The organism is Shewanella sp. 125m-1 (assembly GCF_052977065.1).
The window spans coordinates 19,780-46,275 of record NZ_JBRILT010000007.1 but is presented as its reverse complement, the minus strand read 5'-3'; the positions used below and the strand labels follow the sequence as shown (position 1 = coordinate 46,275).

Annotated in this window: 24 protein-coding genes; 18 read left to right on the top strand and 6 right to left on the bottom strand. The window is 44.6% G+C overall.

The genetic code is table 11. The annotated features are described in order from the left end of the window. Positions 1-162: 162 nt before the first annotated feature. The 4 genes from tesB (at position 163) to ACVBIK_RS05320 (ending at position 3,104) form a co-directional block, all read left to right on the top strand. Positions 163-1,029, top strand: a complete 867-nt coding sequence (gene tesB / locus ACVBIK_RS05335) for an acyl-CoA thioesterase II (protein WP_447160521.1) — start codon at positions 163-165, stop codon at positions 1,027-1,029. Positions 1,030-1,059: 30 nt separating this feature from the next. Then, a complete protein-coding gene (locus ACVBIK_RS05330; protein WP_447160520.1) occupies positions 1,060-1,458 on the top strand; it encodes a YbaY family lipoprotein in 399 nt (132 codons plus the stop codon). Between the two features lie 137 nt (positions 1,459-1,595). Then, positions 1,596-2,225: a nucleotidyltransferase family protein gene (locus tag ACVBIK_RS05325; protein WP_447169239.1), complete on the top strand. Its 630-nt coding sequence runs from the start codon at positions 1,596-1,598 to the stop codon at positions 2,223-2,225. Between the two features lie 156 nt (positions 2,226-2,381). Further along, on the top strand, positions 2,382-3,104 hold the full coding sequence (locus ACVBIK_RS05320) for a hypothetical protein (RefSeq protein WP_447163571.1): 723 nt from the start codon (positions 2,382-2,384) through the stop codon (positions 3,102-3,104). A 115-nt stretch (positions 3,105-3,219) separates the two neighbouring features. On the opposite strand, the gene ACVBIK_RS05315 is transcribed toward ACVBIK_RS05320, so the two are convergent. Continuing rightward, the gene (locus tag ACVBIK_RS05315) at positions 3,220-4,110 is read right to left on the bottom strand and encodes a radical SAM protein (RefSeq protein ID WP_447162321.1); all 891 of its coding nucleotides are present in this window, start codon (positions 4,108-4,110) and stop codon (positions 3,220-3,222) included. A gap of 133 nt (positions 4,111-4,243) precedes the next feature. Then, positions 4,244-5,056 carry an enoyl-CoA hydratase/isomerase family protein gene (locus ACVBIK_RS05310; protein ID WP_447169238.1) on the bottom strand — a complete coding sequence of 271 codons (813 nt, stop codon included), beginning with the start codon at positions 5,054-5,056 and terminating at the stop codon, positions 4,244-4,246. A 134-nt stretch (positions 5,057-5,190) separates the two neighbouring features. On the opposite strand from ACVBIK_RS05310, the gene ACVBIK_RS05305 reads away from it, so the two are divergent. Beyond that, complete coding sequence (locus tag ACVBIK_RS05305; RefSeq protein ID WP_447169237.1) at positions 5,191-6,135, top strand: LysR family transcriptional regulator; 945 nt, start codon at positions 5,191-5,193, stop codon at positions 6,133-6,135. Positions 6,136-6,471: 336 nt separating this feature from the next. On the opposite strand, the gene ACVBIK_RS05300 is transcribed toward ACVBIK_RS05305, so the two are convergent. Further along, positions 6,472-9,576 carry an efflux RND transporter permease subunit gene (locus ACVBIK_RS05300; protein WP_447169236.1) on the bottom strand — a complete coding sequence of 1,035 codons (3,105 nt, stop codon included), beginning with the start codon at positions 9,574-9,576 and terminating at the stop codon, positions 6,472-6,474. 9 nt (positions 9,577-9,585) lie between these two features. Further along, positions 9,586-10,689 (bottom strand): efflux RND transporter periplasmic adaptor subunit, encoded by a 1,104-nt coding sequence (locus tag ACVBIK_RS05295; protein WP_447162325.1) that lies wholly within the window; start codon positions 10,687-10,689, stop codon positions 9,586-9,588. Positions 10,690-11,371: 682 nt separating this feature from the next. Here ACVBIK_RS05295 and ompW point away from each other — a divergent pair. Next, positions 11,372-12,022, top strand: coding sequence for an outer membrane protein OmpW (gene ompW, locus ACVBIK_RS05290; RefSeq protein ID WP_447162326.1), 651 nt, complete (start codon positions 11,372-11,374; stop codon positions 12,020-12,022). A 174-nt stretch (positions 12,023-12,196) separates the two neighbouring features. On the opposite strand, the gene ACVBIK_RS05285 is transcribed toward ompW, so the two are convergent. Next, positions 12,197-12,970 carry an SDR family NAD(P)-dependent oxidoreductase gene (locus tag ACVBIK_RS05285; protein WP_447162327.1) on the bottom strand — a complete coding sequence of 258 codons (774 nt, stop codon included), beginning with the start codon at positions 12,968-12,970 and terminating at the stop codon, positions 12,197-12,199. 217 nt (positions 12,971-13,187) lie between these two features. On the opposite strand from ACVBIK_RS05285, the gene ACVBIK_RS05280 reads away from it, so the two are divergent. Next, a complete protein-coding gene (locus tag ACVBIK_RS05280) occupies positions 13,188-13,589 on the top strand; it encodes a YbaY family lipoprotein (protein WP_447162328.1) in 402 nt (133 codons plus the stop codon). Between the two features lie 75 nt (positions 13,590-13,664). Further along, positions 13,665-14,603, top strand: a complete 939-nt coding sequence (metA, locus tag ACVBIK_RS05275; RefSeq protein ID WP_447163567.1) for a homoserine O-succinyltransferase MetA — start codon at positions 13,665-13,667, stop codon at positions 14,601-14,603. Positions 14,604-14,696: 93 nt separating this feature from the next. Here the strand turns inward: metA and ACVBIK_RS05270 are convergent, their stop codons facing one another. After that, on the bottom strand, positions 14,697-15,113 hold the full coding sequence (locus ACVBIK_RS05270) for a DUF3568 domain-containing protein (RefSeq protein ID WP_447162330.1): 417 nt from the start codon (positions 15,111-15,113) through the stop codon (positions 14,697-14,699). Between the two features lie 412 nt (positions 15,114-15,525). On the opposite strand from ACVBIK_RS05270, the gene ACVBIK_RS05265 reads away from it, so the two are divergent. The 10 genes from ACVBIK_RS05265 to ACVBIK_RS05220 all read left to right on the top strand — a co-directional run bounded on the left by ACVBIK_RS05265 (position 15,526) and on the right by ACVBIK_RS05220 (position 26,463). Further along, on the top strand, positions 15,526-16,716 hold the full coding sequence (locus ACVBIK_RS05265; protein WP_447162331.1) for an acetyl-CoA C-acyltransferase: 1,191 nt from the start codon (positions 15,526-15,528) through the stop codon (positions 16,714-16,716). Between the two features lie 199 nt (positions 16,717-16,915). Further along, positions 16,916-18,415: a CoA-acylating methylmalonate-semialdehyde dehydrogenase gene (locus ACVBIK_RS05260; RefSeq protein ID WP_447169235.1), complete on the top strand. Its 1,500-nt coding sequence runs from the start codon at positions 16,916-16,918 to the stop codon at positions 18,413-18,415. A gap of 311 nt (positions 18,416-18,726) precedes the next feature. Beyond that, positions 18,727-19,884 (top strand): acyl-CoA dehydrogenase family protein, encoded by a 1,158-nt coding sequence (locus ACVBIK_RS05255; protein ID WP_447162333.1) that lies wholly within the window; start codon positions 18,727-18,729, stop codon positions 19,882-19,884. A gap of 86 nt (positions 19,885-19,970) precedes the next feature. Next, the gene (locus ACVBIK_RS05250; RefSeq protein ID WP_447162334.1) at positions 19,971-20,774 is read left to right on the top strand and encodes an enoyl-CoA hydratase; all 804 of its coding nucleotides are present in this window, start codon (positions 19,971-19,973) and stop codon (positions 20,772-20,774) included. Further along, positions 20,774-21,985, top strand: a complete 1,212-nt coding sequence (locus ACVBIK_RS05245; RefSeq protein ID WP_447169234.1) for an enoyl-CoA hydratase/isomerase family protein — start codon at positions 20,774-20,776, stop codon at positions 21,983-21,985. The genes ACVBIK_RS05250 and ACVBIK_RS05245 overlap by 1 nt, the downstream gene beginning before the upstream one ends. 146 nt (positions 21,986-22,131) lie before the next feature. Then, positions 22,132-23,073 carry a 3-hydroxyisobutyrate dehydrogenase gene (gene mmsB / locus ACVBIK_RS05240; RefSeq protein ID WP_447163562.1) on the top strand — a complete coding sequence of 314 codons (942 nt, stop codon included), beginning with the start codon at positions 22,132-22,134 and terminating at the stop codon, positions 23,071-23,073. Between the two features lie 4 nt (positions 23,074-23,077). Further along, on the top strand, positions 23,078-23,836 hold the full coding sequence (locus tag ACVBIK_RS05235; RefSeq protein WP_447162337.1) for an SDR family oxidoreductase: 759 nt from the start codon (positions 23,078-23,080) through the stop codon (positions 23,834-23,836). Between the two features lie 38 nt (positions 23,837-23,874). Continuing rightward, positions 23,875-23,988, top strand: a complete 114-nt coding sequence (locus ACVBIK_RS05230) for a short-chain dehydrogenase (protein WP_447162338.1) — start codon at positions 23,875-23,877, stop codon at positions 23,986-23,988. 121 nt (positions 23,989-24,109) lie between these two features. Beyond that, the gene (locus tag ACVBIK_RS05225) at positions 24,110-24,337 is read left to right on the top strand and encodes a hypothetical protein (RefSeq protein ID WP_447162339.1); all 228 of its coding nucleotides are present in this window, start codon (positions 24,110-24,112) and stop codon (positions 24,335-24,337) included. A gap of 92 nt (positions 24,338-24,429) precedes the next feature. After that, complete coding sequence (locus ACVBIK_RS05220; protein ID WP_447169233.1) at positions 24,430-26,463, top strand: prolyl oligopeptidase family serine peptidase; 2,034 nt, start codon at positions 24,430-24,432, stop codon at positions 26,461-26,463. Positions 26,464-26,496 lie beyond the last annotated feature (33 nt).

Here is a 26,496-nt window from a genome sequence, read left to right as displayed (position 1 = left end):
TGGTTAATGGCATGAATGATGCGGTATTTTACGTATGCATCTTGTGTTATTCATCTGGTTGCCAATTAGCCGACGTTTAGCTGAGCGACTGCATAAAGCTGGCTAGGTTAGGGGATCTTGAGTTAAGCTTATGGCCATAATTAGCTGAGTGTTTAGGTTGAAATGAGCCAAGTATTAGATGATCTATTAGCATTACTTTCTTTAGAGAAGATTGAAGAAGGGTTGTTTCGTGGACAAAGCCAAGATTTAGGTTTTGGACATGTCTTTGGTGGGCAAGTTATGGGACAAGCCTTAAGCGCCGCGAAACAGACTGTGTGTTCAGATCGTAAGGTGCATTCTTTACATTCTTATTTTTTGCGTGCCGGTGATGAAAAGCTCCCCATCGTTTATGATGTCGAAATCATGCGTGATGGTGGCAGTTTTAGCGCACGCAGAGTCAAAGCTATTCAAAAAGGTCGGCCAATCTTTTACATGACATGTTCGTTTCAAACTCATGAAGAGGGCTATGAACATCAAGCGATAATGCCAGATGTTGCAGGCCCTGAAGGCTTGCTTAACCAACAAGAATTAGCGATGACGCTGCGCGATAAAGTGCCCTCGAGAGTGCTTGAAAAGTTTATGGCGGACACTCCGATTGAGATGCGCTTAGTTAACCCAAGTGACCCGATTGCGCCTAAAGCATCTGAACCTATTCGTCATGTGTGGATCCGTGCAAACGGCACCGTACCTGATAATTTCTGTGTCCACGATTATCTGCTCGCTTATGCATCAGACTTTAATTTCTTAGTGACCGCAGCCCAGCCACATGGGGTCTCATTTTTGACGCCTGGTATGCGCATGGCGACCATAGATCACGCTATGTGGTTCCACCGCCCATTTGATTTAAGTCAGTGGTTGCTCTATAGCATTGACAGCCCTAATGCCAGTGGTGGTAGAGGCTTTGTAAGAGGCCAATTTTTTAATCAGCAAGGTGAGTTGGTGGCGTCAGCCACACAAGAAGGCCTTATCCGTATGACAAAGAAAGCCTAAGCATAATTTGAGTAACATAGGATGAGTAACATGATGTCATTAATGAAGAAGAGTCTCGTACTGCTGTGTATGTTGGTATTAACCGCGTGCGTGACCGTTCAAGAAAAGCCGCCAGTGGTCGTCAATGGCGCTGCAGGTTATCTTGAAAAGTTAGCCTTACCGCAAGGTAGTTCGATTACGATTGCGATTATAGACCTAGATACACCTGGTGTTATTGTGGCGCAAAAGAGCTTTGATATTGTCAGAGCACCTGTACCATTTAAGTTTTTACTGCCAGCAGATACCATCGACGACAGTATTCATTATGGCGTAGTTGCGATGATCCAATATCAGGGGAAGGTAATTTTCCAAACTTACGATCGTTACCCTGTGATTAACAATAATAAGTACACCACCGAGGTGTTGATGAAAGCGGTGCCAGCCCCATAAATCAACCTCACAGAAAAAGGAGCTAAGGCTCCTTTTTTATTGCCTAAAATAGGCTGATGCGGTTAATAATACCAATTGACCCAAATGAGGGGGAAGCACTGAAATGACAGTTATTAAGCCTTTGTTGAGAAAAACTTTTGACCATTAAAATAGACGTTGAAACGCAAATAAAGCTCTGGTTACTTGAAGATGAATACCGGCTCAATGCTTTGCTAATTGCCGAGCAGCTTAAGCTAAACGATTGGATGCTAGCGGCAGGTTTTGTCCGAAATTTGGTGTGGGACAAATTACATAGCTTACACAGCCCGCTCAATGATATCGACCTGATTTATTTTGATCCCAGTGACTTATCCGTTGATAAGGATACTGCAATTGAAGCTGAGCTAAGCCGAATCGCGCCTATGTACCCATGGTCAGTTAAAAACCAAGCGAGAATGCACCTGCGTAACCAGCATAAAGGATATACATCAAGCCTTGATGCCATGAGCTATTGGCCTGAAAAGCAAACGGCTGTTGGGGTGAGCTGCCAATTAACATCAAATCCGTTATCATTATTAGTATCAACATCAATATCCGCAGCAAAATCAACAGCATCAACATATTCATTAGGGCAAGCAGAAATAAGTTTACATAGCCCGTTTGAACCTGAGTACCTGTTTGATCTGTCGTTGCAACACAACCCTAAAGCAAAGCGTGCTTTGTTTGAACAACGAGTGAAAAATAAGCGGTGGTTGCAAACCTACCCAAAGCTGCGAGATAATGGTTAGTGGTGAACTTATGAGCATTCAATATTTGTTTTGTTGATATATTGTCTGACACATTAGGGCATAGCTAGGGGCGATGTTGGTATCGCTTGCTGGTGTTTGCGTGTTAGTCATTGCCGTTGTTCTAAATTTTTCTTGCTGTAAATGGTGGCTTAACCGATGGAACCTTACCTTGATGCGATTAAAGAGATTAAAGCGTTAGCGACCGCAGAGGAGATCCATCGGGTTGATGATATATCGATATATCTTGAGCGGTTTACTGACCTTGATTTAATTGCCTCCGGTATCTACGCCGAGGTGTACGAAGTGCCTGGAGAGCCAGACAAAGTCGTCAAACTGTGCAACAGTAAGATTGATGGCTACTACCTGTTTGCTCGCTGGTGTATGCGCCCAGAAAATCAAGATAATCCCCATGTTCCCACCATCCATCGTGAAGATACCGTTGAATTAAGCAGTGGCCGCGTAGTGCGCTTTTATGTGCTTGAGCGACTAGAAGACATCACCGATGATGGTACAGAGCCTACCCGTCCCAGCCATTTTCACGATGATGACTTTGGCAAGCTTTGGGGCACCTTGCGCACAATGACATTGCCATTTGCCGATCCACAGAAGCCTTTTACCGATGAGGTCCAAAGCGTCGATGAGTTTGTTGAGCAGATCCAAGAGCCACGTTCGCATTTCTATATGAATTCCGCAGAGCGCAAGCCTGTGGTGATTGAAGATAACATCATTGACGAATATGAAGAGCTACTGAAAACCTTGTTTGAGGTGCTAAGCTTTATTGATGACCATGGGGTAATGGACTTGCATGGAGGCAACTACATGCTACGAGGTGACACCATTGTGATTACCGATCCCATTTCTCACAAATATGCGAGTTGATAGAGATTAATGAGTGATTGAATTAATAACAAAAAAGGGCTGATTATAAAGCCCTTTTTTATGTCGAATAGGTATTACTTTGACTTTAAAATCTCTGTCTTTAAAATCTCTGACGTTAAAATCGGCCAACGTAAGCTTTACCAATTAAACTTTCATCTTTGTTGATTAAGTACTTATTTATAGATGCTAGCATGTCAAGTTTGTCATCTTTAAATATGCCTTTTATTGGTAATAAATTAGATGCATGAGTACCATCAATATTTAGGTCTGGTAACTCAATATGTTCCAGCAACATCTTCATCTCTTCTAGTACTTCATAAGGATCGAGCAAATTGAACTCACCTTTGGCAACTTGCCTACATAAAGCAGTGCCCTCAATGGCAACAGTGGTTAATGTGCCCAGCAGATAAGGTTTCATCTGATTGATTAATTTCGCAGTTTCCTTTATGTGAGTCTGCGATATGTCACCACGGCCTCCGATACCAATCATTACCATTGCGACAAGTTTGATGCCTGAAGCAACAATATTACGGCCTGCGACAAGCATCTCTTCAGCGCTAACGCCCTTACGAATCGTACTGAGTACTTCATCTGAACCGGATTCAACTCCTAAATAGGTCATAGTGAGTCCAGCTTGCCTTAATTGTGTTAACTCTTCTTGAGTCTTACTCAGTGTACTTTGTGGGCCAGCATAAGTACTGACATGGCTTAAGTTTGGAAATGCAGCGTACAGCTCTGCCAGTATGTCTAATAGCATGTTGGTGGGCAGTGAAATTGCATCACCATCACTTAGGAATACTTTTTCTATCTTGTTAATATTGGCGCCAAAAGCACGTTTTGCCATCTGAATATCTTCTATCAGTTCATCGATAGACCTTGCTCGGTAGCGCACGTCTTTGTACATAGAGCAATAGGTGCATTTATTGTAGGAACAGCCAATCGTGCATTGCAGTATGTAAGCGTCCGCCTCTAATGGTGGACGATAAATATTACCTTCGTATCTCACTTTTACCTTTACTTAACCGGTTTACGGTCATCCAATTATTTAATAACGTTTTTTAGCAATTCAAAATTTAGATAATATGGCAGCCATAGGTTTGTTTATCGCTGCCCATACAGATGAGCTTCTAGCCGCTGAACTACTTGGCAAGCTCTGCAGCCGTATCGACAAAGATCCCTTGAATATCTTTTGCTTCGCGGTCTGTTTGTCCACCATGTTTGATAAATGCATCTATGATGGCTTGTGTTTTATTCTCTTTTGCGCGCTCTAGAAAATAGCGTAGCTCTAGCTCGGCGCCAGCATCTTCATCTATTATCGATGCCGCGATGATCTCTTTGTACATCACAATATTACGAATTTCTAATTGGCTAATAACACCAAGCAGCTGGGCTAAGAAGCCATCTATTTCGGCCTTGGGAACGTACTGAGTAATGATATTTAACGCTTCAGCTTGTTGAGCGGTGAAGTCATTACCTAGTAATAAGGCCTGCAGTGCTTTGTTTTTACCCATTCTGCGAGCATACTGCACCGCGCCTTGGCCACCCGTTGGGATATTCACATGGATTTCAGGTTGAGCAAATACAGCATTTTCTGTCGCATAAGCCAAATCACAGGCCATCACAAATTCGTCTCCACCGCCACGAGCGACGCCATCCACCACAGCAACTGAAAGCTGCTTCATGGCTTTAATGTTGGTGATCATGTGATTAAACTCAATCGATGCAGCTTGCCCTGCGGGCGTACCGTTGATCACATGCAAGTCCAAGTGAGCTAAAAAGAACAGTGGATGGAGTGACTTAAACACCACTATTTTGGTATCACGATCATATTTTAACGATAAAACAAAGGCGTTAACTTCATTGATCAAATCACTGGTGATTACATTCGATGGTGGATTATTGATGCTAACCGTTGCTATGCCTTCGCTGTGGCTAATTGCTAACTTGCTCATAATGTCTTCCTCATGGATTTAGTGGCTCAGTTTGTTTAAGCCGTTAAAGTGTAGCTACTATAAGGTTGTTATAAGCTAAGAAAAATGCGTAAACTGGCACCTTATTGGTGCCAAAAATGCAACAAAGAGGCTGTATGGATTTTCCAAGTCGATTATTACTACTGCTTGAAGTCGCTGAACTGGGCTCATTTAGTAAGGTGGCAGAACAAAGAAATGTCGATAGATCTGTTATCTCGAAACAAATCAGCCGGCTAGAGCATGAACTTGGCGTACATTTGCTAAATCGCACCACACGATCGCTCTCTTTAACCGCAGTGGGTCATGAGATGGTGGCCCAAGCAAAATCATTGCGCATGCTGTTAAATGACTCCCATCGATTGGCACAGTATTATCATTCTGAACCCAAAGGCGTATTACGGATCACGAGTTCGACTCTGTTTGGTCGACAACATGTACAGCAAGCAGTGTTGGTTTTTCAGCAACAATATCCAGATGTTGATATTGAACTGCGTTTAGAAGATAGACTCATCGATATGGTTGCAGAGGGGTTTGATATTGGCTTTCGTATCGGCAAACCAAAAGACTCAAACCTTATTACCAGAAAGATTGCACGAAACCGATTATTGATTGTGGCGGCTCCTGAGTTCATCAAAAAACACGGCGAAATAAAGACGCTTGAACAACTAGAAGCTTTACCCGCTGCAGTTTACGCAGCGCCTGGGCTGCTGATTGATAAGTTCTCCTATCTTGATGCCAACAACGAAACTAAGCAGCTGCAATTGAATGTGGTTTATAAAGTTAACGATGTTGAAATGATCACCAAAACGGCTGTCGCGGGCAATATGCTGGCAGTTGTTACTGCGCAGATGATTGAGAACGAAATTCTAGAGCAGAAGCTTGTTCCTATTATGACTGAGCTACATTTAAATGATCTCGGTACGTTTTATGCCGTGTATCCGCACCGAGACGCCCCAATTAAAACTAAATTATTTATTAACACGCTCAAAGCTATCATTGGAGAAGAGGTGCCAATATGGGAACAGAAAATCCCCAATTTCGATAAAATGTATGGGCATTGAGCAAGCTGATAACCCCCCCCATCTTTAGCTCTGCTGTAGCAAGTTTGCTGTCTTTGGATGAGTTTTACGCACTGAGTGACTCATCAAGTTGTCGTGCTATTTGATTGTAGAAGCCGAAGTCGCGATTGAAAATCTGGCTTGGCTTTTGTTACTTAAGTCTTTGTATTGGTTTTGTATTGATTTGCTGTATTGGCTTTTTGTGTTTTATATTTTTGGGGGAGGGGCGTTTTTAGTATGCCGCCAAACCCTTTACCATTGCTATCGTTACTCACAATGGTAAAGGGCTCTGGGTTATTGTTGCGTTATTTGGGCGTTAATTTGGTAATTGTCTTGGTGTTAATGCGGTGTCAGCTGAGCGTCATCGCTTATATTGCTTTGCTGCTCATCAAGTCCCTCATGGAGTTTATGATTACTCGCGATGTACGTGTACATAACGGGCAGAACAAACAGTGTGAACAGTGTCCCTACTGCAAGTCCAGCAACGATCACTAAACCAATATTGTAACGCGAAGCAGCGCCCGCTCCGCTAGCAAACAATAATGGAATTAACCCTGCAATCATGGCAGAGGTAGTCATAAGGATCGGGCGAAGTCTCACTGTGGCTGCTTCAATGATGGCATCATGTTTTGATGCGCCTTTAAATATTTGCTCCTCTTTGGCCACCTCACACATCAAAATGCCATGTTTGGTTATTAGTCCAACTAAGGTAATTAATCCAACTTGTGAATAGATATTGAGTGAGGTTTCACCCGATATATGTGTCCACCCAAGGGCGATTAACGCACCACTAATAGCAAGTGGCACAGTGAACATGATCACTAATGGGTCGCGTACACTTTCAAATTGACTGGCTAAAACCAAAAAGATGATGGCAAGAGCAAGGGCGAAAGTGACATACAAAGAGCTACCTTCTTCGACGAATTGGCGTGCTTCCCCCATAAAGGTGTACGTAAAGCCCGGAGGTAAATCTGTTTTTGCCAATTGGTCGAAATAGGCAATGGCATCGCCCATTGCGACATTCGGTGCAGGTACCGCCTCAATTGAGATTGAGTTCATTTGATTGAAATGAGGTAACGATTTTGCGTTGCCATTGACGCTATAACTGACAAGGCTTGATAGCGGGATGGCAGAACCATTTTGTGCGGTGACATAAAACTGGTCAATTAACTTAGGATTAGCCCTATAGACACGCTCCACTTGGGGAATGACCTCATAGGAGCGACCATCAATATTCACCCTGTTAATATAGCCACCACCCATCATGGTACCGAGTGTTGAGCCTATCTCCTGCATGGTCACGCCGTAGGCACCAGCAGCCTCGCGATCAATTTTGAGTTCTACCAAGCCCGAATCATATTTTAGATTCAAATCCGTATAGACAAGAAGTGGACTCTTTTTGGCTTTCTCTAATAGCTTATTACCAATGCTGTATAGGGTTTCAAAGCTGGCAGGGCTAGTGATAACGAATTGAATAGGCAATCCTCCTGAGGCGCCAGGAAGAGAGGGCATTTGGTATGCTGTAGCGGTAATCCCAGGGATTTTTTTGGCTTCTTTATTAACGTTTGCGGAGATCTCTTTTTGGCTTAATTTTCTATCACTCCAAGGGACAAGCGGCGCGATGGCTAGCCCTTGACTCGTTGTAGGAACGCCAACTAATGCTAATGATGCCTCTACTTGTGGCTGCTTGGAGATAATTTGAGTAATTAGCTCCATATTAGCCTGGATATAGTCATTATTAGAGGTTGATGGGGTGGTTCCTATCACGACCACAACGCCTTGATCCTCATCTGGAGCAAGCTGAGAAGGTATGAAGTTAAATATTATAGGTAAGGATATAAGCACTATGATTGCAAAGAAGACGATTGCCCCCTTATGATCAAGCACCGCAATCAGCGTCTTGTGATAGCGCTTGGTTAAGCCACCGAGCACTCGTTCAACGGTTTCTTCAAACTTTCCTGGTTGGGTGTGTGGTTTGAGCATCTTTGAGCACATCATTGGCGATAGAGTCAGAGCAACAAAGCCAGAAATGACCACAGCACCTGCGAGTGTGAGAGCGAACTCTTTAAATAATGAACCCGTGACGCCACCCATCAATGCAATCGGCGCATAGACGGCTGCTAAAGTGATGGTCATGGATATAACGGGCACAGCGATTTCTCGAGTCGCAACCAACGCCGCCTCTAAAGGTTTTGCCCCCATTTTGATATGCCGATCTACATTTTCCACCACCACAATAGCATCATCAACCACTAAGCCTATCGCTAATACCATGGCGAGTAATGTCATGAGGTTAATAGAAAAGCCAAATACTTGCATTACAGCCATCACGCCAATTAAAGACAGTGGAATAGTGATAATCGGAATGATGACCGCACGGAAGGAGCCAAGAAAAAGCAAGATCACGATAATAACAATTACAGCGGCTTCAGCGATGGTTTTTACAACTTCATCAATCGAATCTGTAATAGCCAGCGTAGAGTCATAGATTAGCGTCGATTGAATGGTAGTCGGGAGATTTTTTTCAATCAAAGTAAACTGGGTTCGTATTCCTGCGGCAACATCAAGTGGATTGGCTGTCGGAGTCGCATTAATACCAATAATCACGGCTTCTCGACCGTTAGCGAGCGCACGAGTGCTGTCACTGCTTTTTCCAAGGCTGATGTCTGCCACATCTTGTAGCTGAACAATTTGGCCATTATCACTTTTAATGACTAATTTTTTGAGCCCGTCAACGGTGTCGACCTGACTATCAATTGTGCCATTTAAAATAGTGAAACTACTATTAAACTGACCGACTGCTGATTGATAGTTATTTTGTTGTAAAACACTGATTAAATCGGCGGTGGTAAGGTTATATTGACCCAGTTTTATCGGGTTAGGCCATATGCGGAGTGCGAATGGTGTGCCCCCCATCATCTGAATATTAGAGACACCATTAACGGTTGATAGTTGAGGGTTTACAACTCTTTCAAGGTAATCGACGATTTGACTGGAGTCGAGTTCTTTACTGAAAAAAGAGATATACATGATAGAGGTTGTCGCCCCGGTAGAGGAGGTGACTGAAGGATTATAGGCCTCTTTCGGCAGTTGGTTCGTTACCGAGTTGATTTGAGACAATACATTTGCCAATGCCTCTTCAGGGTTTGTATTAAGCCTCATATTTAGGGTGATAGTCGAAGTGCCAAGTTGGCTTGATGAGGTCATAAAGTCAAGATTATCCACTTGGGATAAGGCTTGCTCTAAAGGCTGAGTGATAAAGCCCTCAATTAATTCGGCATCGGCGCCAGGATATGGCGTCGTTACTGTAATGACCGTGTTGGTCATCTCTGGATATTGTCTGACCTGCAGATCTTTTATCGCATTGAGGCCAAGAATAAAGAGTAGAATGCTCAGAGAAGCAGCCATGACGGGGCGATGAATAAAAGTGTCGGTGAAATTCATATGTCGCTCCTACAGCTTCGGCATTTTATCTGGAAGCGAAATTGGGTTCGGTGTTACGCTGACTTTAGTATTATTACCCAGATTGAGAATACCGGTTGTCACAACGTCTTGATCAAACTTCAAGGCGCCTTTAACTAATGCGTAGTTACCGTCTCTTTGTAATATTTCAACCGTTACCTGCTTAACCCGCGTGTCATCACCTTGCTTTTCTATTACAAAAACTGAGTTACCATATAAAGCAAACACTATGGCTGTCTGTGGTAATACAAATTGCTGCTCGAGGTCACTTAAGCCAACATTGACTTCCGCGAACATACCGCCTCGTAATGTTTGATCATCATTTGGCAGTTCAGCCTGAATCATCACTAAGCCGGTTTTATCATTAATAACAGGTTCGATAGCGTTAATTTTTCCTGAAAATATCCGCTCTGGATAGGAGTCAACGGTTAACGTAATAGGCTGACCGACACTCAGTTTACCTATTTGAGATTGAGGAACACTGAAGCGAACGCGCATGACTGATAAGTCTTCTAGACGAACAATGTTGGTGCCTGCAGAAAGGAATTGTCCGAGGTTGATATTTCTAATTCCCAGTACGCCATCAAAGGGGGCTTTAATTTGACGAAGCTCAATATTTGCTTGAAGGCTTTCTATGTTAGCTTGCAGTGCTTCATATTTAGCTTGAGCTGTCTGTAAACTTTGTTCTGATATCGACTTATCTCGGTAGAGTTTTAGTTGCCTGTTGTAATCGTCCCTTACTGAGGGGAGTTGAACCTCTTGCTCCTTTAGCTGTGCAGCTTGCACTGACGAATTGATGTTGACCAGGGTTGTATTGGCCTTGGCTTTATCACCATTTTCAAAATTAATTGCAGTAACAAGCCCTGCCACTTCATTAGAGATATTGACCCCTTGGTTGGGTTCAATAAAACCAATTGCTTTAATGTTTTGTGACCAAGTCGTTGGAGTTAGTTTTTCAATGGTCACGGGATAAACGGGTTCGGGCAGATTGGCGAGTTTTGTTTCGATTTTTTTATTAACAAAAAGATTAAAGCCGATGACGCTGCCAAAGGCGAGTATGGCAACGGTTACAGCCCCTATTACCCATTTGTTCATATCCTATCTCCAATTGTTGTAAGGTGTTTTTTCTTAACAGTAAATATAGCGACTCCACTAAACATAGGATTAATTAATAAGACCAGCAAGAATATAAGTCTGATTTAAGTAGGTCTGACACTAATGGTGTTACTACCCTAAGGTCTTGCTTTGCATAGAAAGTTATTGGCACGGCATCTATTAGGGGAAGTTGGGGTATGCTGCAGATCGCCCTAGGTTGTCAATATTTTGTACATTCTGCTCCCCATTAGCGCCTTACATCTATTGCTTAGTATCTATTCCTCAGTTATCAGCACAGGCTCACGTGAATTTAATTTCTGGAAAAATAAATCTTAGGTGTACTCATCTGTTTTACCGATAACGATTCTGAATGTGATTGGGTCCGTTGCTTGCGAGCGTTGAGAAACTTATCGCTGGCAGGTTGATTTATTGTTGCATTGACTTTTTATTGCGTTAGCTCGTTAAGTGAGCTTAGTTGGCTTTTGTCACAAAATTCAACGCTATGGTATGCGGCAGCGCCTCGCAAGCGTGATCAAGATCGCCTTTATGTATCTCTAAGTGAGTATTCGATGCTTGTATTGATTTAGATCAAATTTAAAGAGGTGTTAATCAGGCAGGATGCACACAAATGTAAGGATATTGATAATAAAAACAGCGCTAAGTGTTGTATTAATGGAGTAGTATGATGAACAAGAAAATCGTTTCTAGCTTAATCGCCACAGCCCTTCTCACTACCGGTTTCGCCTCTTCTGTATCAGCTCACCAAGCTGGTGATATTATCGTTCGTGCTGGTGTTGCCGTTGTTGCGCCAAATGAATCTAGCCCTGTTGTTGCAGATGTCGCAGAATTTAGTGTGAGTGATAATACACAGCTTGGTTTGAACTTTGGTTATATGATCACTGATAACATTGGTATTGAGTTACTTGCTGCGACGCCATTTAGTCATGATATTTCACTGGGTTCGTTAGGTAAGATCGCTGAGACTAAACATTTACCACCAACTTTAGTTGTTCAATATTACTTCGGTGATGCACAATCTAAACTACGTCCATATATTGGTGCGGGTGTTAACTTCACTAATTTCTATGACAATGAGTTCACTCAAGAAGCTAAAGATTTAGGTTTGTCAGAATTGAGCTTGTCAAACTCTTGGGGGGCGGCTGCCCAAGTAGGTTTAGACTATCAAATCAATGATAGCTGGCTAATTAATGCCTCTGTTTGGTACGCACAGATCAGTACCGACGTTAAGTTTAATTTAGGGGATGCTCCTCAAAAAGTCGAAACAGATATCGACCCATGGGTTTACATGGTTAGCGTCGGTTACACTTTCTAATATTAGTGTCTAGAATTGTCATAAGTGACAAATCCAACCGATAAAAAAGGAGCCAGTAGGCTCCTTTTTTATACTTTGTATTTTTTATACTGCTCTTAAGTAAAATCGCCTAAGTGCATTAACATCAGTGCATTAACATCAGTGCATTAACATCAGTGCAGTCACATAAGCGTATTACTTAGATTCTTTCTTAGCTGCGCGCTCAGCTTTTTTCTGCTCTTTGGTTTTCCAGTGGCGAGTATTGTAGACAAACTCAGGTAAACCTTTAGTCAACCATGCCACTAGGCGCCAGCGTTTGGTGACGTAGGCTTTGCGCTTGCCTGCTTTCATCGCTTTAATCACTTGATTAGCTACAACTGGCAGTGGCGACAACCACAGACGATTTTGCTGCATGGCCGCTTTATCTAACATGCCTAATTGGATATCGGTAATCGTGATAGGCAGCTTTAAACGCTGGGCATGCATGCTTAGGCCTTCAAAGTAGTTTTGTGCATAAGCTTTCGATGCGTGATAGGCGACACTCGGACCCCCTCTTAGACCCGCTATCGAGTTAATTGCCGCAAGTTGACCATAGCCTTGATCGCGAAATAGCCTAAAGGCAGTATTGCAAATGGCTGAAAAGCCTTGCACATTAACTGTGATGATATCTTGCTCTGGTTGCCATGGTAGCTCAGGATCGTAATGGGTTAACCCTGTATTAACCAGAACAAGATGAGCGCCGCCTAGAGAATGCCAAACAGCATTAATGGTACTGATCACGGCTTCTGGATCATCAATTTTCAATGGAAAAACCTGCGCCTTAGTGGGCAAGGATTGGCTAAACTCGGTAAGAGATTGTGGATCTTGTGCTAACAGGGCCAGTTCAACGCCTTCATCTGCAAGTTGTTTTGCAATTTCACGGCTGAGTAATGAGCTAGCGCCCACAATTATTGCAGTTGCTTGTGTCATATGGGTATTCGACTTCGAATAGGTAACTTATCATAGAAAGATAAGTGTATTAGAACAAGATTAATTGTCAGTTGCTGTGACAAGGATTGTGAGAATACCTATTCTTTAACAGCTGTTATCGATAGGTAGCTAATAGACTTTTCTATTTAACTGATATAATTTCAAGTACGGACATATAGACTTCTAGAAGTCTTAATGTATTATGAGGAGTATAAATATGGAACGGTGGTTTAAGCCTTTATTACCTTTAGTGGTAGCTGCAAGTATGTTGACCGGTTGTGCAACATCTAATGCAGTGGTGGAGATCCAAGGTGAAGTTTGGTACAAGGAGCGCATGATACTCCCTGAAGATGCCGTCATCACTGTACAAGTTCAGGATGTGTCTTTAATGGATGCGCCTGCTGTAGTAATTGCAGAGTTTGAGCGTAATGATGTCAGCACACCAACACCTTTTCAGTTTTTAATTAATAGAGATCAATTTGAAGACGGCCATACCTATACGATTGGGGCGCGCATTAGTCTTGATGACAAGTTGATGTTTATCAATACACAAGCTTATCGAATTGATTTGGACTCAAGTGAGCCAATGTCAGTTTTAGTGCAGAAGGTGGCACGTTAAATTAATTGACCACGAGTTAATTTAAACGGCGCGTCTCATTCTGATAGGTCATTCGAATTAGAAAAGAGGCGCGCTATGCCGGTTAAAATCCCCGATGATCTGCCCGCGGCAGAGATCTTGGAATCTGAGAATATCTTCGTTATGTCTGAAACTCGGGCAGCGAATCAAGATATTCGTCCAATGAAGGTGTTAATTTTGAATTTAATGCCGAATAAAATCGAGACCGAAACGCAGCTGTTACGTCTTTTAGGGAATACTCCGCTACAAGTTGATGTGGATCTACTCAGAATTCACGATAAAGAGTCCAAACATACCTCAATCGATCACATGAATAATTTTTATCGAGACTTTGAGCATGTGCGCCAGAAAAACTACGATGGTTTAATCATTACTGGTGCGCCACTTGGGCAGGTTGAGTTTGAAGACGTGTCATACTGGGATCATATTCGTGAGATTATTGACTGGTCGCAGCAGCATGTTACCTCGGTTCTTTTCTTATGTTGGGCAGCGCATGCTGCACTGTTTCATCTATTTGACTTAAACCGATCATTGCTTAAAACAAAGCGCTCAGGTGTCTATAACCATCGCCGCACTACAGAGCATTACCCTTTACTACGTGGTTTTGATGATGAGTTCTTTGCACCACATTCTCGTTTTGCTGAGATGGACATTAACAAGCTACGTGCGCATCCAGAACTTGAGGTATTGACTGAATCTGATGAGGCTGGTGCCTATATGGTACTCAGTAAGAATAATCGCAACCTATTTGTAATGGGCCATCCTGAGTATCAAAAGTCGACCTTAAAAGATGAGTACCAGCGCGATCTCGCTCAGGGGTTAATGCCTGACTTACCGCAAAACTACTTTAAAAATAATGATCCTGAGCAAGAACCTATCGCACGCTGGCACAGTCACGGTAGTCTGTTGGTGAGTAATTGGCTCAACTATTATGTGTATCAGCTTACCCCTTATAACCTCGATGATATGACCGAAATTACCCCCTGGGAGTCTTAATTGTTAGGGGGTTAACTCGCTAATGCAAAATGCCGATGTTCTTTATTGAATATCGGCATTTTGGTATAAGGCGGTTTTACTTAGCGTGTAAGTTTAATTGTCATCAGCAACCAAAACGCAGTGTGCATCAAGTGAGCGACAAACGGTAAAAACGCCATCTAAGACTAATTGTGTGCTTGGTTGCGGATCCACATCAGAGGTGATCAGAAGTTGAGATAAGTCAGGCGCTATGCTTGAGACCTTTAAACTTGCGTTTAAATCTCCCTTGGTAATTTCGATAGCGTGATTTTTTATAGAGCTCGATGCTATGGCCAGCAAGGGGTTAGCTTGAATGGTTTTTAGTGCGACTTGATAGATTTGCTCTGGTGTCGCTTTTATATTCACAGTGGCCACTTCATGCTTCGAACTTTTATAATAAGTTACCGCTCCTATGGTTACCGCCCCAACAGCAACACAGCCGCTCAGCATTATATTGGTCAATAGCACTAACAATATCGATATATTTTTCATAAGCATCCTTTGGTTATTTGTTCATCATGTTTCGCATTGCAATCGATAGAGCATCAACATGCTATGTGCAGTGAAACGTGTAACTGATTGGTATAACTATTTGCTGTATTAATAATAAAAGGCTAGTGCACCTCAAGCTGATCACAAGTAACAAAACGCAGAGTCTGTATTCCCCCGCTAGTGTAAATTCTATGTGACAACTCAGTCCTATACTTTGGTAGATGTTTGACCAAACAACCCTTGCTTTACGTTCGCGTAAACGTCACAGTGTTAAATATTGAGCAGAAGTGCACTTTATATTAACTAGGCAATAACCTCGCGGCGGTCAACACGAAACTTTGCAGCAACCTACATTTTGCACGGTTTTGGACCGCTTCTATTAAAGGTTAACTAGCGTATTACCGGAGTAATTATGAGTTCAGTTAAGTTAGATCAAGATATCGTTATCGTTGCAGCAAAGCGTACCCCAATGGGCGGATTCCAAGGTGCACTATCCAGTGTTACATCACCAAAGCTCGCCGCAACAGCTATCAAGGGCTTGATGCAACAAAGCGGTCTAGCTGGTGGACTGGTTGATGAAGTATTGATGGGCTGCGTACTACCTGCGGGTTTAGGTCAAGCGCCAGCACGCCAAGCAACCTTAGGCGCTGAGCTACCACTATCGGTTGGCGCAACGACAGTCAACAAGGTGTGTGGATCCGGCATGAAAACCGTCATGTTAGCCCATGATTTAATTAAAGCTGGCAGCGCAAATGTGGTTATTGCTGGCGGTATGGAAAGCATGAGCCAAGCGCCATACCTGTTAGATAACGCGCGCGGTGGCATGCGTATGGGACATGGTAAGGTGCTGGATCATATGTTCCTTGACGGTCTTGAAGATGCATATACCGGTGGGGCAATGGGCACATTTGCGCAAAACACCGCAGACGATTTTAAGCTAACCCGTGAACAGATGGACAGCTTTGCACTGAGCTCACTGGAAAAAGCCAATAGCGCTATTAATTCAGGTGCCTTTATCGATGAAATCACGCCGGTAACCGTAGCAAACCGCCGCGGCGATATCGTGGTAGATACCGATGAGCAGCCGGGTAACGCTCGCCCAGACAAAATCCCAACACTGCGCCCAGCTTTTGCCAAAGACGGCACTATTACCGCCGCGAACTCTAGCTCCATTTCAGATGGCGCAGCCGCATTGATGTTGATGACCCGCGCACAAGCTAATGAGTTAGGTCTTGATGTGATGGCAACTATTAAGGGGCACACCACTCACGCACAACAACCATCAATGTTTACTACCGCTCCTGTTGGCGCGATGAACAAGCTGCTCGATAAAGTGAGCTGGGCTCAAGAGGACGTGGATCTGTATGAGATCAACGAAGCCTTTGCCATGGTCACCATGTTAGCCATTTCTGAGCTTGGGCTCGACGGCAATAAAGTCAATGTTAATGGCGGCGCTTGTGCGCTAGGCCACCCTATTGGTTGCTCGGGTGCGCGTGTACTGGTGACTTTGATTTATGCCCTTAAAGCGCGAGGCTTAAAACGCGGAGTAGCATCACTGTGTATTGGTGGCGGCGAGGCAACAGCGATGGCAATTGAGCTTTAAAGGCTCGGTTGTAGCAAATAAAAGATAAACGACAGTATTCAACAAGACCGAACCCGTTTAAAGCCAAAATGCTAATAAGCAAGGTACTAATAGCAAGTGAACCGATGTGTTTACTCGCAATACCAGAATAATAAATTGGCCGAGCGGGTTCATCATTTTGCAAATGTCAGCAAATGACATTGCCAAAGTAGGAAGCGATATGACAACTCAAGTGAAACATTACATCAACGGCGAATGGGTATTAGGCCAAGGTGATAAGCAGATAGCCGTGACCAATCCTGCCAATAATGAAACCATCGCAGTGGTAAATGCAGCGAACCATACCGAAGTGTTAAGTGCGGTAGCCAGTGCTAAAGCCGCTTTTCAAAGCTGGAAAGAGGTGCCTGTTTCAGAGCGTGCTCGTGTGATGCTCAAGTATCAGCACCTTTTAAAACAACATCACGACGAAATTGCCACTATCTTAGCCCAAGAAACCGGAAAAACATTTGATGATGCCAAAGGTGATGTATGGCGTGGCATCGAAGTGGCTGAGCATGCCTGCAATATTGCCTCTATGATGATGGGCGAAACCGTTGAAAACGTGGCACGTTCAATCGACACTTACAGCTATACCCAGCCACTGGGTGTTTGCGCGGGTATTACCCCATTTAACTTCCCAGCGATGATCCCACTGTGGATGTTCCCGTTAGCCATCGCTTGCGGTAACACGTTTATCTTAAAGCCATCAGAGCAAGATCCAATGACGCCGCAGCGTCTTATCGAGCTATTTGAAGAGGCGGGTGCACCAAAAGGCGTAGTGCAGCTGGTTCACGGCGATAAAACGGCTGTGGATATTTTACTTTCTCACCCAGATATTAAAGCCATCTCATTTGTGGGTTCGGTGAATGTGGGTCAATACATTTACAAAACCGGTACTGATAACTTAAAGCGTGTCCAAGCCTTTGCCGGGGCTAAAAATCACTGCGTGATTATGCCTGATGCCAATAAACAACAAGTGATTAATAACTTAGTGGGCGCATCTGTTGGCGCGGCCGGTCAACGTTGTATGGCGCTTTCAGTTGCTGTGTTTGTTGGCGCAGCAAAAGAGTGGATCCCTGAGTTAAAAGAGGCGATAGCTAAAGTCAAACCAGGTCTTTGGGATGATAAAGATGCCGCTTATGGTCCGGTAATTAGCCCTGCCGCGAAGCAGCGCGTAGTGAGCCTGATTGCACAAGGTATTGAGGAGGGCGCCGATTGCTTACTCGATGGTAGCGATTTTACCGTTGAAGGTTATGAGTCGGGTAACTGGGTTGGCCCAACCCTATTCGATAAAGTCACGACTGATATGAGCATCTATAAAGAAGAGATCTTTGGCCCAGTGCTGTGCTGCATGAATGCCCAAACCTTAGAAGAAGCGATAGCGATAGTGAACGACAGCCCATACGGCAATGGTACCTCCATCTTTACCGCCAGTGGCGCAGCTGCACGTAAATACCAGCACGAGATTGAAGTGGGTCAGGTGGGTATTAACGTCCCCATTCCAGTGCCATTGCCTTTTTTCTCGTTCACTGGTTGGAAAGGCAGTTTCTATGGCGATCAGCACGCATACGGTAAGCAAGCGGTACGTTTCTATACTGAGACCAAGACCATCACTGCGCGTTGGTTTGAATCAGATATTGCGGTGGCATCGGCGCCAAACATGACGATTGAGCTTAAGTAACACGCGTTATTGCCACCCATGAGCTTTTGACTTATGGCGGGGGCAATGTTCGTTAACGGCTACTTTTTTGAGTCAGCGGTTAACGGATAAGCGCAGGCTGTAGCGAGTAAAAAAGCTAATACAAGAGCTATCACAACAAATAACGAATAGAGGTCTGCAGCGGTAGCGACTCGAAAGGAGCGCCGTTAGTAAAGATCCAAAGCCTTTGCTTGATGGTGCAGACCTAGAACCTAGAACCTAGAACCTAGAACCTAGAACCTAGAACCTAGAACCTAGAGCAGGGCAATCGACAGGACAACAGGAGTACCCCGATGGATTTTAATCTCAATGAAGACCAACGCCAATTTGCCGATTTAGCCCAGCAGTTTGCTAAAGAGGAGCTTGCTCCCTTTGCCGCCAAATGGGATGAAGAGCATCACTTTCCCAAAGATGTGATTCAAAAAGCGGGCGAGCTAGGCTTTTGCTCACTGTATTCGCCAGAATCTGAAGGCGGAATGGGACTATCACGCTTAGATTCATCGATTATTTTTGAGCAACTATCCATGGGCTGCACCGCAACTACAGCCATGCTAACCATCCACAATATGGCCACTTGGATGGTCACCAGCTTTGGTACAGCAGTATTACGTCAAGAGTGGTCTGAGTCACTCACTACAGGTGAAAAGCTAGCATCATATTGCTTAACTGAGCCAGGGGCGGGCAGTGATGCTGCTGCATTGCAAACTAAAGCGGTACGTGAGGGCGATGAGTACGTCATTTCAGGCTCTAAAGTGTTTATCTCTGGCGCGGGAGCCACTGAGCTATTAGTGGTGATGTGCCGCACCGGAGAGGCGGGCCCTAAAGGCATTTCAGCGATTGCGGTTCCAGCCGATGCTGCCGGAGTTATTTACGGTAAAGCGGAAGATAAGATGGGCTGGAACGCCCAGCCAACCCGTGAAATCACCTTTGAAAACGTACGGGTGCCAGTTGCTTATTTACTCGGTGAAGAAGGTCAAGGCTTTACCTTTGCCATGAAGGGACTTGATGGGGGCCGCATCAATATTGCCACCTGCTCAATTGGTACCGCCCAAGCCGCACTTGAACGTGCGACTCAATATATGAATGAGCGTAAGCAGTTTGGTAAGCCGTTAGCGGCGTTTCAGGCATTGCAATTTAAGCTCGCCGATATGGCGACTGAGCTGGTAGCTGCGCGCCAACTTGTGCGCTTAGCTGCATTTAAGTTAGATGAGCAAGATCCAGAAGCCACAGCGTATTGCGCCATGGCAAAACGCTTTGCCACCGATATCGGTTTTCAGGTGTGTGACGCTGCGCTGCAAATTCATGGTGGCTATGGTTACATTCGAGAATACCCATTAGAGCGCTATGTGCGAGATGTGCGAGTGCATCAAATTTTAGAGGGAACTAACGAAATCATGCGCTTAATTATTTCGCGCCGTTTGTTAGATGAAAACGCAGGCGCCATTCTATAAGCCATCTTATAAGCGCACAGTATTAGCGGCATCGTTTAAACGAGCTAGCCGCCTAACTTGATTTCAGTTTTGTATAGGGAGTTACCATGTCTCAGGAACATCAGGATTTAGAGCAACAGTCTTTATTAATCGAGCGTATCGTCGGTCACACAGCGGTGATCAGCATGAACAATCCGCCAGCCAATACCTGGACGGCAGCGAGCTTACAAGAGCTAAAATACAAAGTATTAGCGCTTAACGAAAACAAAGATGTTTATGCTTTGGTGATCACGGGCGAAGGGCAAAAGTTCTTCTCGGCAGGCGCAGACTTAAAGCTGTTTGCAGACGGCGATAAGCAAAATGCAGCCGATATGGCACGTTACTTTGGTGAAGCCTTTGAAACCTTAAGTGCGTTTCGAGGTGTATCAATTGCGGCCATTAACGGTTATGCCATGGGCGGCGGTTTAGAAGTGGCGCTTGCCTGCGATCTACGTATTTGTGAACAGCAAGCCCAGCTCGCGCTACCTGAAGCGACAGTCGGTTTACTTCCTTGTGCAGGTGGTACCCAAAATTTAACCGCGCTAGTGGGTGAGGGGTGGGCCAAGCGCATGATTTTATGTGGTGAGCGTATTACTGCCGCCAAAGCTGAGCAGATAGGCTTAGTTGAAGAAGTGGTTGAGCAAGGTAATGCCTTTAATGCCGCAATGGCACTTGCAGATAAAGTGGCAAATCAAAGCCCGAGCAGTATTAAGGCGTGTAAAACATTAATACAGGCTGGCCGCAGCATGCCAAGAATTGATGCGCTACCGTTAGAGCGCGACCTATTTGTTGAACTGTTTGATACGGCAGATCAGGGGGAAGGGGTAAATGCCTTTTTAAATAAGCGTAAAGCGAATTGGAAGAACGGCTAATGAGCGAGCTCAATATGCAGGCAAGTCATGAACAAGTGCTGTTTAGTACCTTAAATACCGATACGGGTAAGCAAGTTGGTGTGGCAACGCTCAACATCGAAAAAGCGCTTAATGCACTGAACCTAAACATGGTGCAGGCATTAACTGCGCAGCTCATCACATGGCAAAGTGACCCGAATATAGCTGCAGTTGTACTAGACGGTGCAGGTGAAAAAGCCTTTTGTGCTGGCGGCGATGTGCGCGCTATTTACCAGGCATCAATAACAACACCGGGCGAAGTGACTGAGGCGGCGACGGAGTTTTTTAAACAAGAGTATGAGCTTGATTATCTGCTGCATAGCTTTGGTAAGCCAGTATTGGTTTGGGGCGACGGCATTGTGATGGGCGGCGGTTTGGGGCTAATGATTGGCGCGAGTCATCGCATTGTCACTGAGCGTTCGCGCATTGCCATGCCAGAAGTCACTATTGGTCTATATCCTGATGTGGGTGGCAGTTACTTCTTAAACCGTATGCCGGGTAAAAGCGGCCTGTTTTTAGGGATGACCGCTTACAACATGAGCGGCGCAGACGCTTATTATGTAGGCATTGGTAATCACTATCTCAATAGCGATGATAAAAGCGCTCTGTTTGACCAATTAACGGTTTTACCTTGGGGCGATAACAATGATGCGAATCATCAAGCATTAACCGCAGTGCTTAATATTATGGGTACTGGCTGTAAAACGCCGCTAGCAAAGAGCGTGCTTGAGCAAAACCAGTCATTAATTGATGAGTTAATGTCGGGAAGTCTTGGTGAAATAGTAAGCAGAGTCTGCCAACTTGAGTCGAACATGCTTGAGGGCAATACGTTAGAGGGAAATGTGTTAGAGATAAACGTATTAGAGGCAAAGCCCTGGCTAGCAAAAGCGCTAAAAACCATGTTAGCGGGTAGCCCAATAAGTTTAAGTCTTGTGCATCTGCAATCAAAGCTGACTGAAGTACTGGGTAAAGAGTTGAGCTTAGCAGAGTGTTTTAAGTTTGAGCTTGGCTTAAGCGTTAATTGCTGTGCTAAGGCGGATTTTGCTGAGGGTGTGCGTGCTTTGCTTATCGACAAAGACCGCAATCCGCAGTGGCGCTTTGCTGATGTTGCGGCGCTCCCACAAGGCTATGCACAAGCTCTGCTGCAATCGCCTTGGGATGATGAAAACCATCCGCTTAAAGATTTACATTAGCCATTCGCTTAAAGATTAACATTAGCTAAGCGTTGCACGATAGCGCACATGAGTGCGCTTTCACGCAAGATAAATGAGCGGTGAGTGGTATTGGCCGCGACAGGGATTAAGATCCCAACACTCACAAACGTGAACCGGAGTGAATAATGAGTACAGTTGCATTTATTGGTTTAGGAAACATGGGCGGGCCAATGGCGGTCAACCTAATAAAAGCGGGTTTTACCGTTAAAGTATTTGATTTGGTACCAGCGGCAATGCAGGCATTATGCAATCAAGGCGCACTGATGGCAACGAGTGCCTGCGGCGCTGCGGCTGGCGCGGATATTGTTGTGACTATGCTACCTGCGGGTAAGCATGTGCGTAGTCTGTATGTGACGAATGAGTCAAGCCAGGATGCAAACGATGATACCAAAAAAGGTTTAATTGATGTGGTTGCTCCAGGAACCTTACTTATCGATTGCTCAACCATTGATGCAGACAGTGCCCGCTTTGTGGCTAAGCATGCTGCAAGCAAAGGCTTAGCCTTTATCGATGCGCCTGTATCGGGAGGCACAGCGGGCGCAGCGGCGGGAACATTAACCTTTATTTGTGGCGGCAGCGATAAGGCTTTTGAACAGGCACAAGGCGTATTAAACGCGATGGGCGCTAATATCTTCCACGCAGGAGGTCCGGGTGCTGGGCAAGTGGCTAAAATATGTAATAATATGCTGCTTTCTGTCTTAATGGTTGCCACATCGGAGTCATTACAGATGGGAGTGGACCATGGTTTAGACCCCAAAGTACTTTCCGATATTATGAAAGTCAGTAGTGGCGGCAATTGGACGTTAGATAAATATAATCCGTGTCCAGATGTGATGGAGTCGGTGCCGTCATCTAACGGTTATCAAGGCGGCTTTATGGTTGACTTGATGGTGAAAGATTTAGGGCTGTCGCAAGAGGCGGCGCTGTTATCCAATTCAAGCACGCCAATGGGCGCATTAGCGCGAAGCCTCTATGTAAACCATGCGAAACAAGGTAATGGTAAACGAGATTTTTCGAGTATTTTTGAGCTGTTTGCTCAGTCTGAGCAGATAAAAAACAAAGGGTGATCCAATGGATTTAAAAGATAAGGTTGTTGTTATTACTGGTGGTGCAGGTGGACTAGGTTACGCCATGGCGGAGAATTTAGCGGCTGCAGGTGCCAAGCTAGCACTTATCGACGTTGACCAAGAAAAGTTGGAAAAAGCCTGTGCCAACATAGGTGCAACGACTGAAGTTCAAGGTTATGCCGTAGATATCACCGATGAAGAAGACGTATTTGCCACTTTCCAGTTTATTAAGGAAGACTTTGGTCAGGTAAACGTGCTCATTAACAACGCAGGTATTTTGCGTGATGGCCTTTTACTCAAAGCCAAAGAAGGCCAAGTGATTGATCGTATGTCATTCGATCAATTTCAGTCTGTCATCAACGTCAATCTAACAGGTTCATTTTTATGTGGCCGTGAAGCGGCAGCAGCCATGATAGAAACTAAGCAAGAAGGCGTGATTATTAATATCTCAAGTCTTGCTAAAGCGGGTAACGTAGGTCAGTCAAATTACGCGGCGTCAAAAGCAGGCGTTGCGGCAATGAGCGTAGGTTGGGCCAAAGAGCTGGCTCGCTACAATATTCGTAGCGCAGCGGTTGCACCGGGCGTAATTGAAACTGAAATGACTGCGGCAATGAAGCCTGAAGCGCTTGAGCGTTTAGAGAAGATGGTACCAGTAGGTCGTTTAGGTCAAGCAGAAGAGATCGCATCGACGGTACGCTTTATCATTGAAAATGATTATGTTAACGGCCGCGTATTTGAAATCGATGGTGGCATTCGCTTATAAGTTTGTGACTGGCACAGAGGTCCAATCAATGGTGGCAATTGCCCGGGCGTTTAGAGCAAGACTTAACAGTGCGTTTTATCATTGAAAATGTCTATGTACATGGCCAAGTAAACGGCCGCGTATTTGAAATCGCTGGCGGTATTCGTCTGTAAGTTTTAATTCATCGATAAAAACGGGCATTAGCCCGTTTTTTTATGCGCCATTAACAGAGTTTGAATAATGGTTTAGCTATAGGTCATAATAGCGCCAGAATAAAAGCAATATGGGAACAAAATGGATAAGCTTGAAAGGGCGACGAAATTAATGATGTTTGTTGTAGGCTGCGTCGGTCTGCTGGTGATCTATTTTGGCTTTTTTTATCTGTTATTTACCGGCAGAAGCACAGCGGCAACCCCTTGGTATATTCTGCTTTCGCCATGGGTGTGCATCTATTTTGGATTAAGTAAATCCAAGCAACTGGCTGCGATCCGCTGGTTTACCAAAAAATGGACTCGAAAGTAACGTACACCGAATGAGACTGTAAATGACCTCTAAACATGAATTTACCTCTCATCATTTGGCTATGTGTTAATAATTGGCTGCTAAGAGGCACAATGATAGCGTTTAAATTAGCGATACTCACCTTAGTCAGTTTTCTGCTACTAATGGGGTGTAATGAAGCGCCCAAGCAGGCTGATATTGCAGAAGTGCCAAGACAAGTTGAGGGTATTACCCTTGCCGACTTTGGGAGTTGGGAGTCTCCGGTTACACCGGAAGATGTCTATGATTTAGCCGATGACATTAGTGATGTTCGTGCCACGTCTCAAGGCATTTATTTTGTGCAGTCTAATGCCGATAATGCTGGCAAGAAGGGCGTTTATCGACTCGACCTTGATGGCTCTATCAATAAAGTGGTGTCGTCAAATTTCAATATTCGCAGCCGAGTGCATGAATATGGCGGCGCGCCTTTTGTGGCTATTGGTAATAGCCTATTTGCGACTAAATTTTCAGATCAAATCTTGTATCGAATAGCGCCGAATCAAGCGCCATTTGCATTAACACCTAATGGTACTCGTCACGCTGGTTGCATCTCTAACCCCAAAGCCTCTCGATTAATTTGTGTTCGTGAAGACCACCGTGGTCAAAATGGGCCGGTTAACAGTCTTGTGGGGATCAACTTGTCCTATGCCGATGAAGGTATGATCTTGAGCTCTGGCGCCGACTTTTATTCAAAGCCAGTTCTTTCACCGGATCAAACCCAGCTGGCTTGGGTGTCATGGAACCACCCTAATATGCCATGGGATAACACCGAGTTGTGGCTCGCGGATCTTGACTCAAAGGGCGTTATTGTTAATTCAAGGCAAATTGAGATGCCAAAAAAAGGCTCTATCTCTCAACCTTTGTTTAGCCCGACGGGCCAGCTTTACTTTGTTGCAGACTTTAATAACTGGTGGAATATCTATCGCTTAGATGCGCAACTTGAGCCTGAAATCGTGCTAGAAAAACAAGCTGAGTTTGCGGTTGCTGACTGGCAAATAGGGCAAAGTAGTTATGCGTTTGAAAACGAGCACAGCTTAATTGCCAGCTTTAGCCACGAAGGCTTGGCTCAGCTCATTCGTATCGATACCTTAAACGGTATTGTTGAGCCCATCGCGGTTGATTTTGCAGAAATATCCTACGTTACTCAGCATGAAAACCAAGTGCTATTTGTAGGGGAAAAAGAAACCCCTGAAAAGGGGATTTACAAGATCCAGGGCCGCGCGGCTGAGCTAGTGTATACACCGAGGCTAACCGTTATGGATCCTAACTATATTTCAAGAGCACAGAGCTTGAGCTTTACAACCGGTGATAATCAGACCGCCCATGGCTATCTGTATCTGCCTAAAAACCCCAACTTTCAAGGCCCCAAAGATCATGAACCGCCATTGGTCATGATGCTTCACCCTGGTCCTACAGCTAAAGCGAGCCGTGCATTTAGGCGAGATATCCAATATTGGACCAGCCGTGGCTTTGCGGTGTTTGATGTCAACTACCGAGGCAGCACGGGCTTTGGCCGAGATTACCGTAATAGCCTATATGGCAATTGGGGTAAATCTGATGTTAATGATGCCGTGAGAGCGGCAGGGTTTTTAGTTAATCGTGGCTCAGTTGATGGCCGGAAACTGGCCATTAGAGGTAACCGTGCTGGTGGCTTTACTGCGTTGTCAGCTGTGGCGTATTACAGCACCTTTGGTGCTGGCGTAAGTTACTCTGGGATCAGCGATATGGAAGAGTTTAAACGTCATGCGCATAAGTTTGAGTCTCGTTACCTAACTCGTTTGCTGGGCAATATGGATAACGTTAAACAGCGCTCAGCGATGTATAACCTTAAAGGGGTCAATGAGCCGTTACTGCTTATTCAGGGGGTGAATGACTCGCTTATTCCTGCAGAGCAGTCACAGATTATTTACCAAGCAGTGGAAAAGAAAGGGATCCCAGTTGCTTATCTTGAATTTAATGATGATGCGGCCAATAGAGTCTCGCCTCAAAGCAAGAAGCAAGCGTTAGAGGCTGAGTTATCATTTTATGGGCAGATATTTGGTTTTACCCCAGCGGGTAGCATCCCGCCTTTGGCCATTGATAATATCGACAATCTGCGACGAAGATAACGGGCGGCTTTGAAGGGGGAAACCTAATGAATG

Excerpts from the sequence above, each read along its gene's own strand:
- ACVBIK_RS05310 (WP_447169238.1), bottom strand. The coding sequence starts at position 5,056 with ATGAGCAAGTTAGCAATTAGCCACAGCGAAGGCATAGCAACGGTTAGC.
- ompW (WP_447162326.1), top strand. The coding sequence starts at position 11,372 with ATGATGAACAAGAAAATCGTTTCTAGCTTAATCGCCACAGCCCTTCTC.
- ACVBIK_RS05245 (WP_447169234.1), top strand. The coding sequence starts at position 20,774 with ATGAGCGAGCTCAATATGCAGGCAAGTCATGAACAAGTGCTGTTTAGT.
- ACVBIK_RS05330 (WP_447160520.1), top strand. The coding sequence starts at position 1,060 with ATGATGTCATTAATGAAGAAGAGTCTCGTACTGCTGTGTATGTTGGTA.
- ACVBIK_RS05285 (WP_447162327.1), bottom strand. The coding sequence starts at position 12,970 with ATGACACAAGCAACTGCAATAATTGTGGGCGCTAGCTCATTACTCAGC.
- ACVBIK_RS05295 (WP_447162325.1), bottom strand. The coding sequence starts at position 10,689 with ATGAACAAATGGGTAATAGGGGCTGTAACCGTTGCCATACTCGCCTTT.
- ACVBIK_RS05265 (WP_447162331.1), top strand. The coding sequence starts at position 15,526 with ATGAGTTCAGTTAAGTTAGATCAAGATATCGTTATCGTTGCAGCAAAG.
- ACVBIK_RS05305 (WP_447169237.1), top strand. The coding sequence starts at position 5,191 with ATGGATTTTCCAAGTCGATTATTACTACTGCTTGAAGTCGCTGAACTG.
- ACVBIK_RS05270 (WP_447162330.1), bottom strand. The coding sequence starts at position 15,113 with ATGAAAAATATATCGATATTGTTAGTGCTATTGACCAATATAATGCTG.
- ACVBIK_RS05235 (WP_447162337.1), top strand. The coding sequence starts at position 23,078 with ATGGATTTAAAAGATAAGGTTGTTGTTATTACTGGTGGTGCAGGTGGA.
- ACVBIK_RS05225 (WP_447162339.1), top strand. The coding sequence starts at position 24,110 with ATGGATAAGCTTGAAAGGGCGACGAAATTAATGATGTTTGTTGTAGGC.
- ACVBIK_RS05280 (WP_447162328.1), top strand. The coding sequence starts at position 13,188 with ATGGAACGGTGGTTTAAGCCTTTATTACCTTTAGTGGTAGCTGCAAGT.
- ACVBIK_RS05320 (WP_447163571.1), top strand. The coding sequence starts at position 2,382 with ATGGAACCTTACCTTGATGCGATTAAAGAGATTAAAGCGTTAGCGACC.
- ACVBIK_RS05255 (WP_447162333.1), top strand. The coding sequence starts at position 18,727 with ATGGATTTTAATCTCAATGAAGACCAACGCCAATTTGCCGATTTAGCC.
- tesB (WP_447160521.1), top strand. The coding sequence starts at position 163 with ATGAGCCAAGTATTAGATGATCTATTAGCATTACTTTCTTTAGAGAAG.
- ACVBIK_RS05300 (WP_447169236.1), bottom strand. The coding sequence starts at position 9,576 with ATGAATTTCACCGACACTTTTATTCATCGCCCCGTCATGGCTGCTTCT.
- mmsB (WP_447163562.1), top strand. The coding sequence starts at position 22,132 with ATGAGTACAGTTGCATTTATTGGTTTAGGAAACATGGGCGGGCCAATG.
- metA (WP_447163567.1), top strand. The coding sequence starts at position 13,665 with ATGCCGGTTAAAATCCCCGATGATCTGCCCGCGGCAGAGATCTTGGAA.
- ACVBIK_RS05250 (WP_447162334.1), top strand. The coding sequence starts at position 19,971 with ATGTCTCAGGAACATCAGGATTTAGAGCAACAGTCTTTATTAATCGAG.
- ACVBIK_RS05260 (WP_447169235.1), top strand. The coding sequence starts at position 16,916 with ATGACAACTCAAGTGAAACATTACATCAACGGCGAATGGGTATTAGGC.
- ACVBIK_RS05220 (WP_447169233.1), top strand. The coding sequence starts at position 24,430 with ATGATAGCGTTTAAATTAGCGATACTCACCTTAGTCAGTTTTCTGCTA.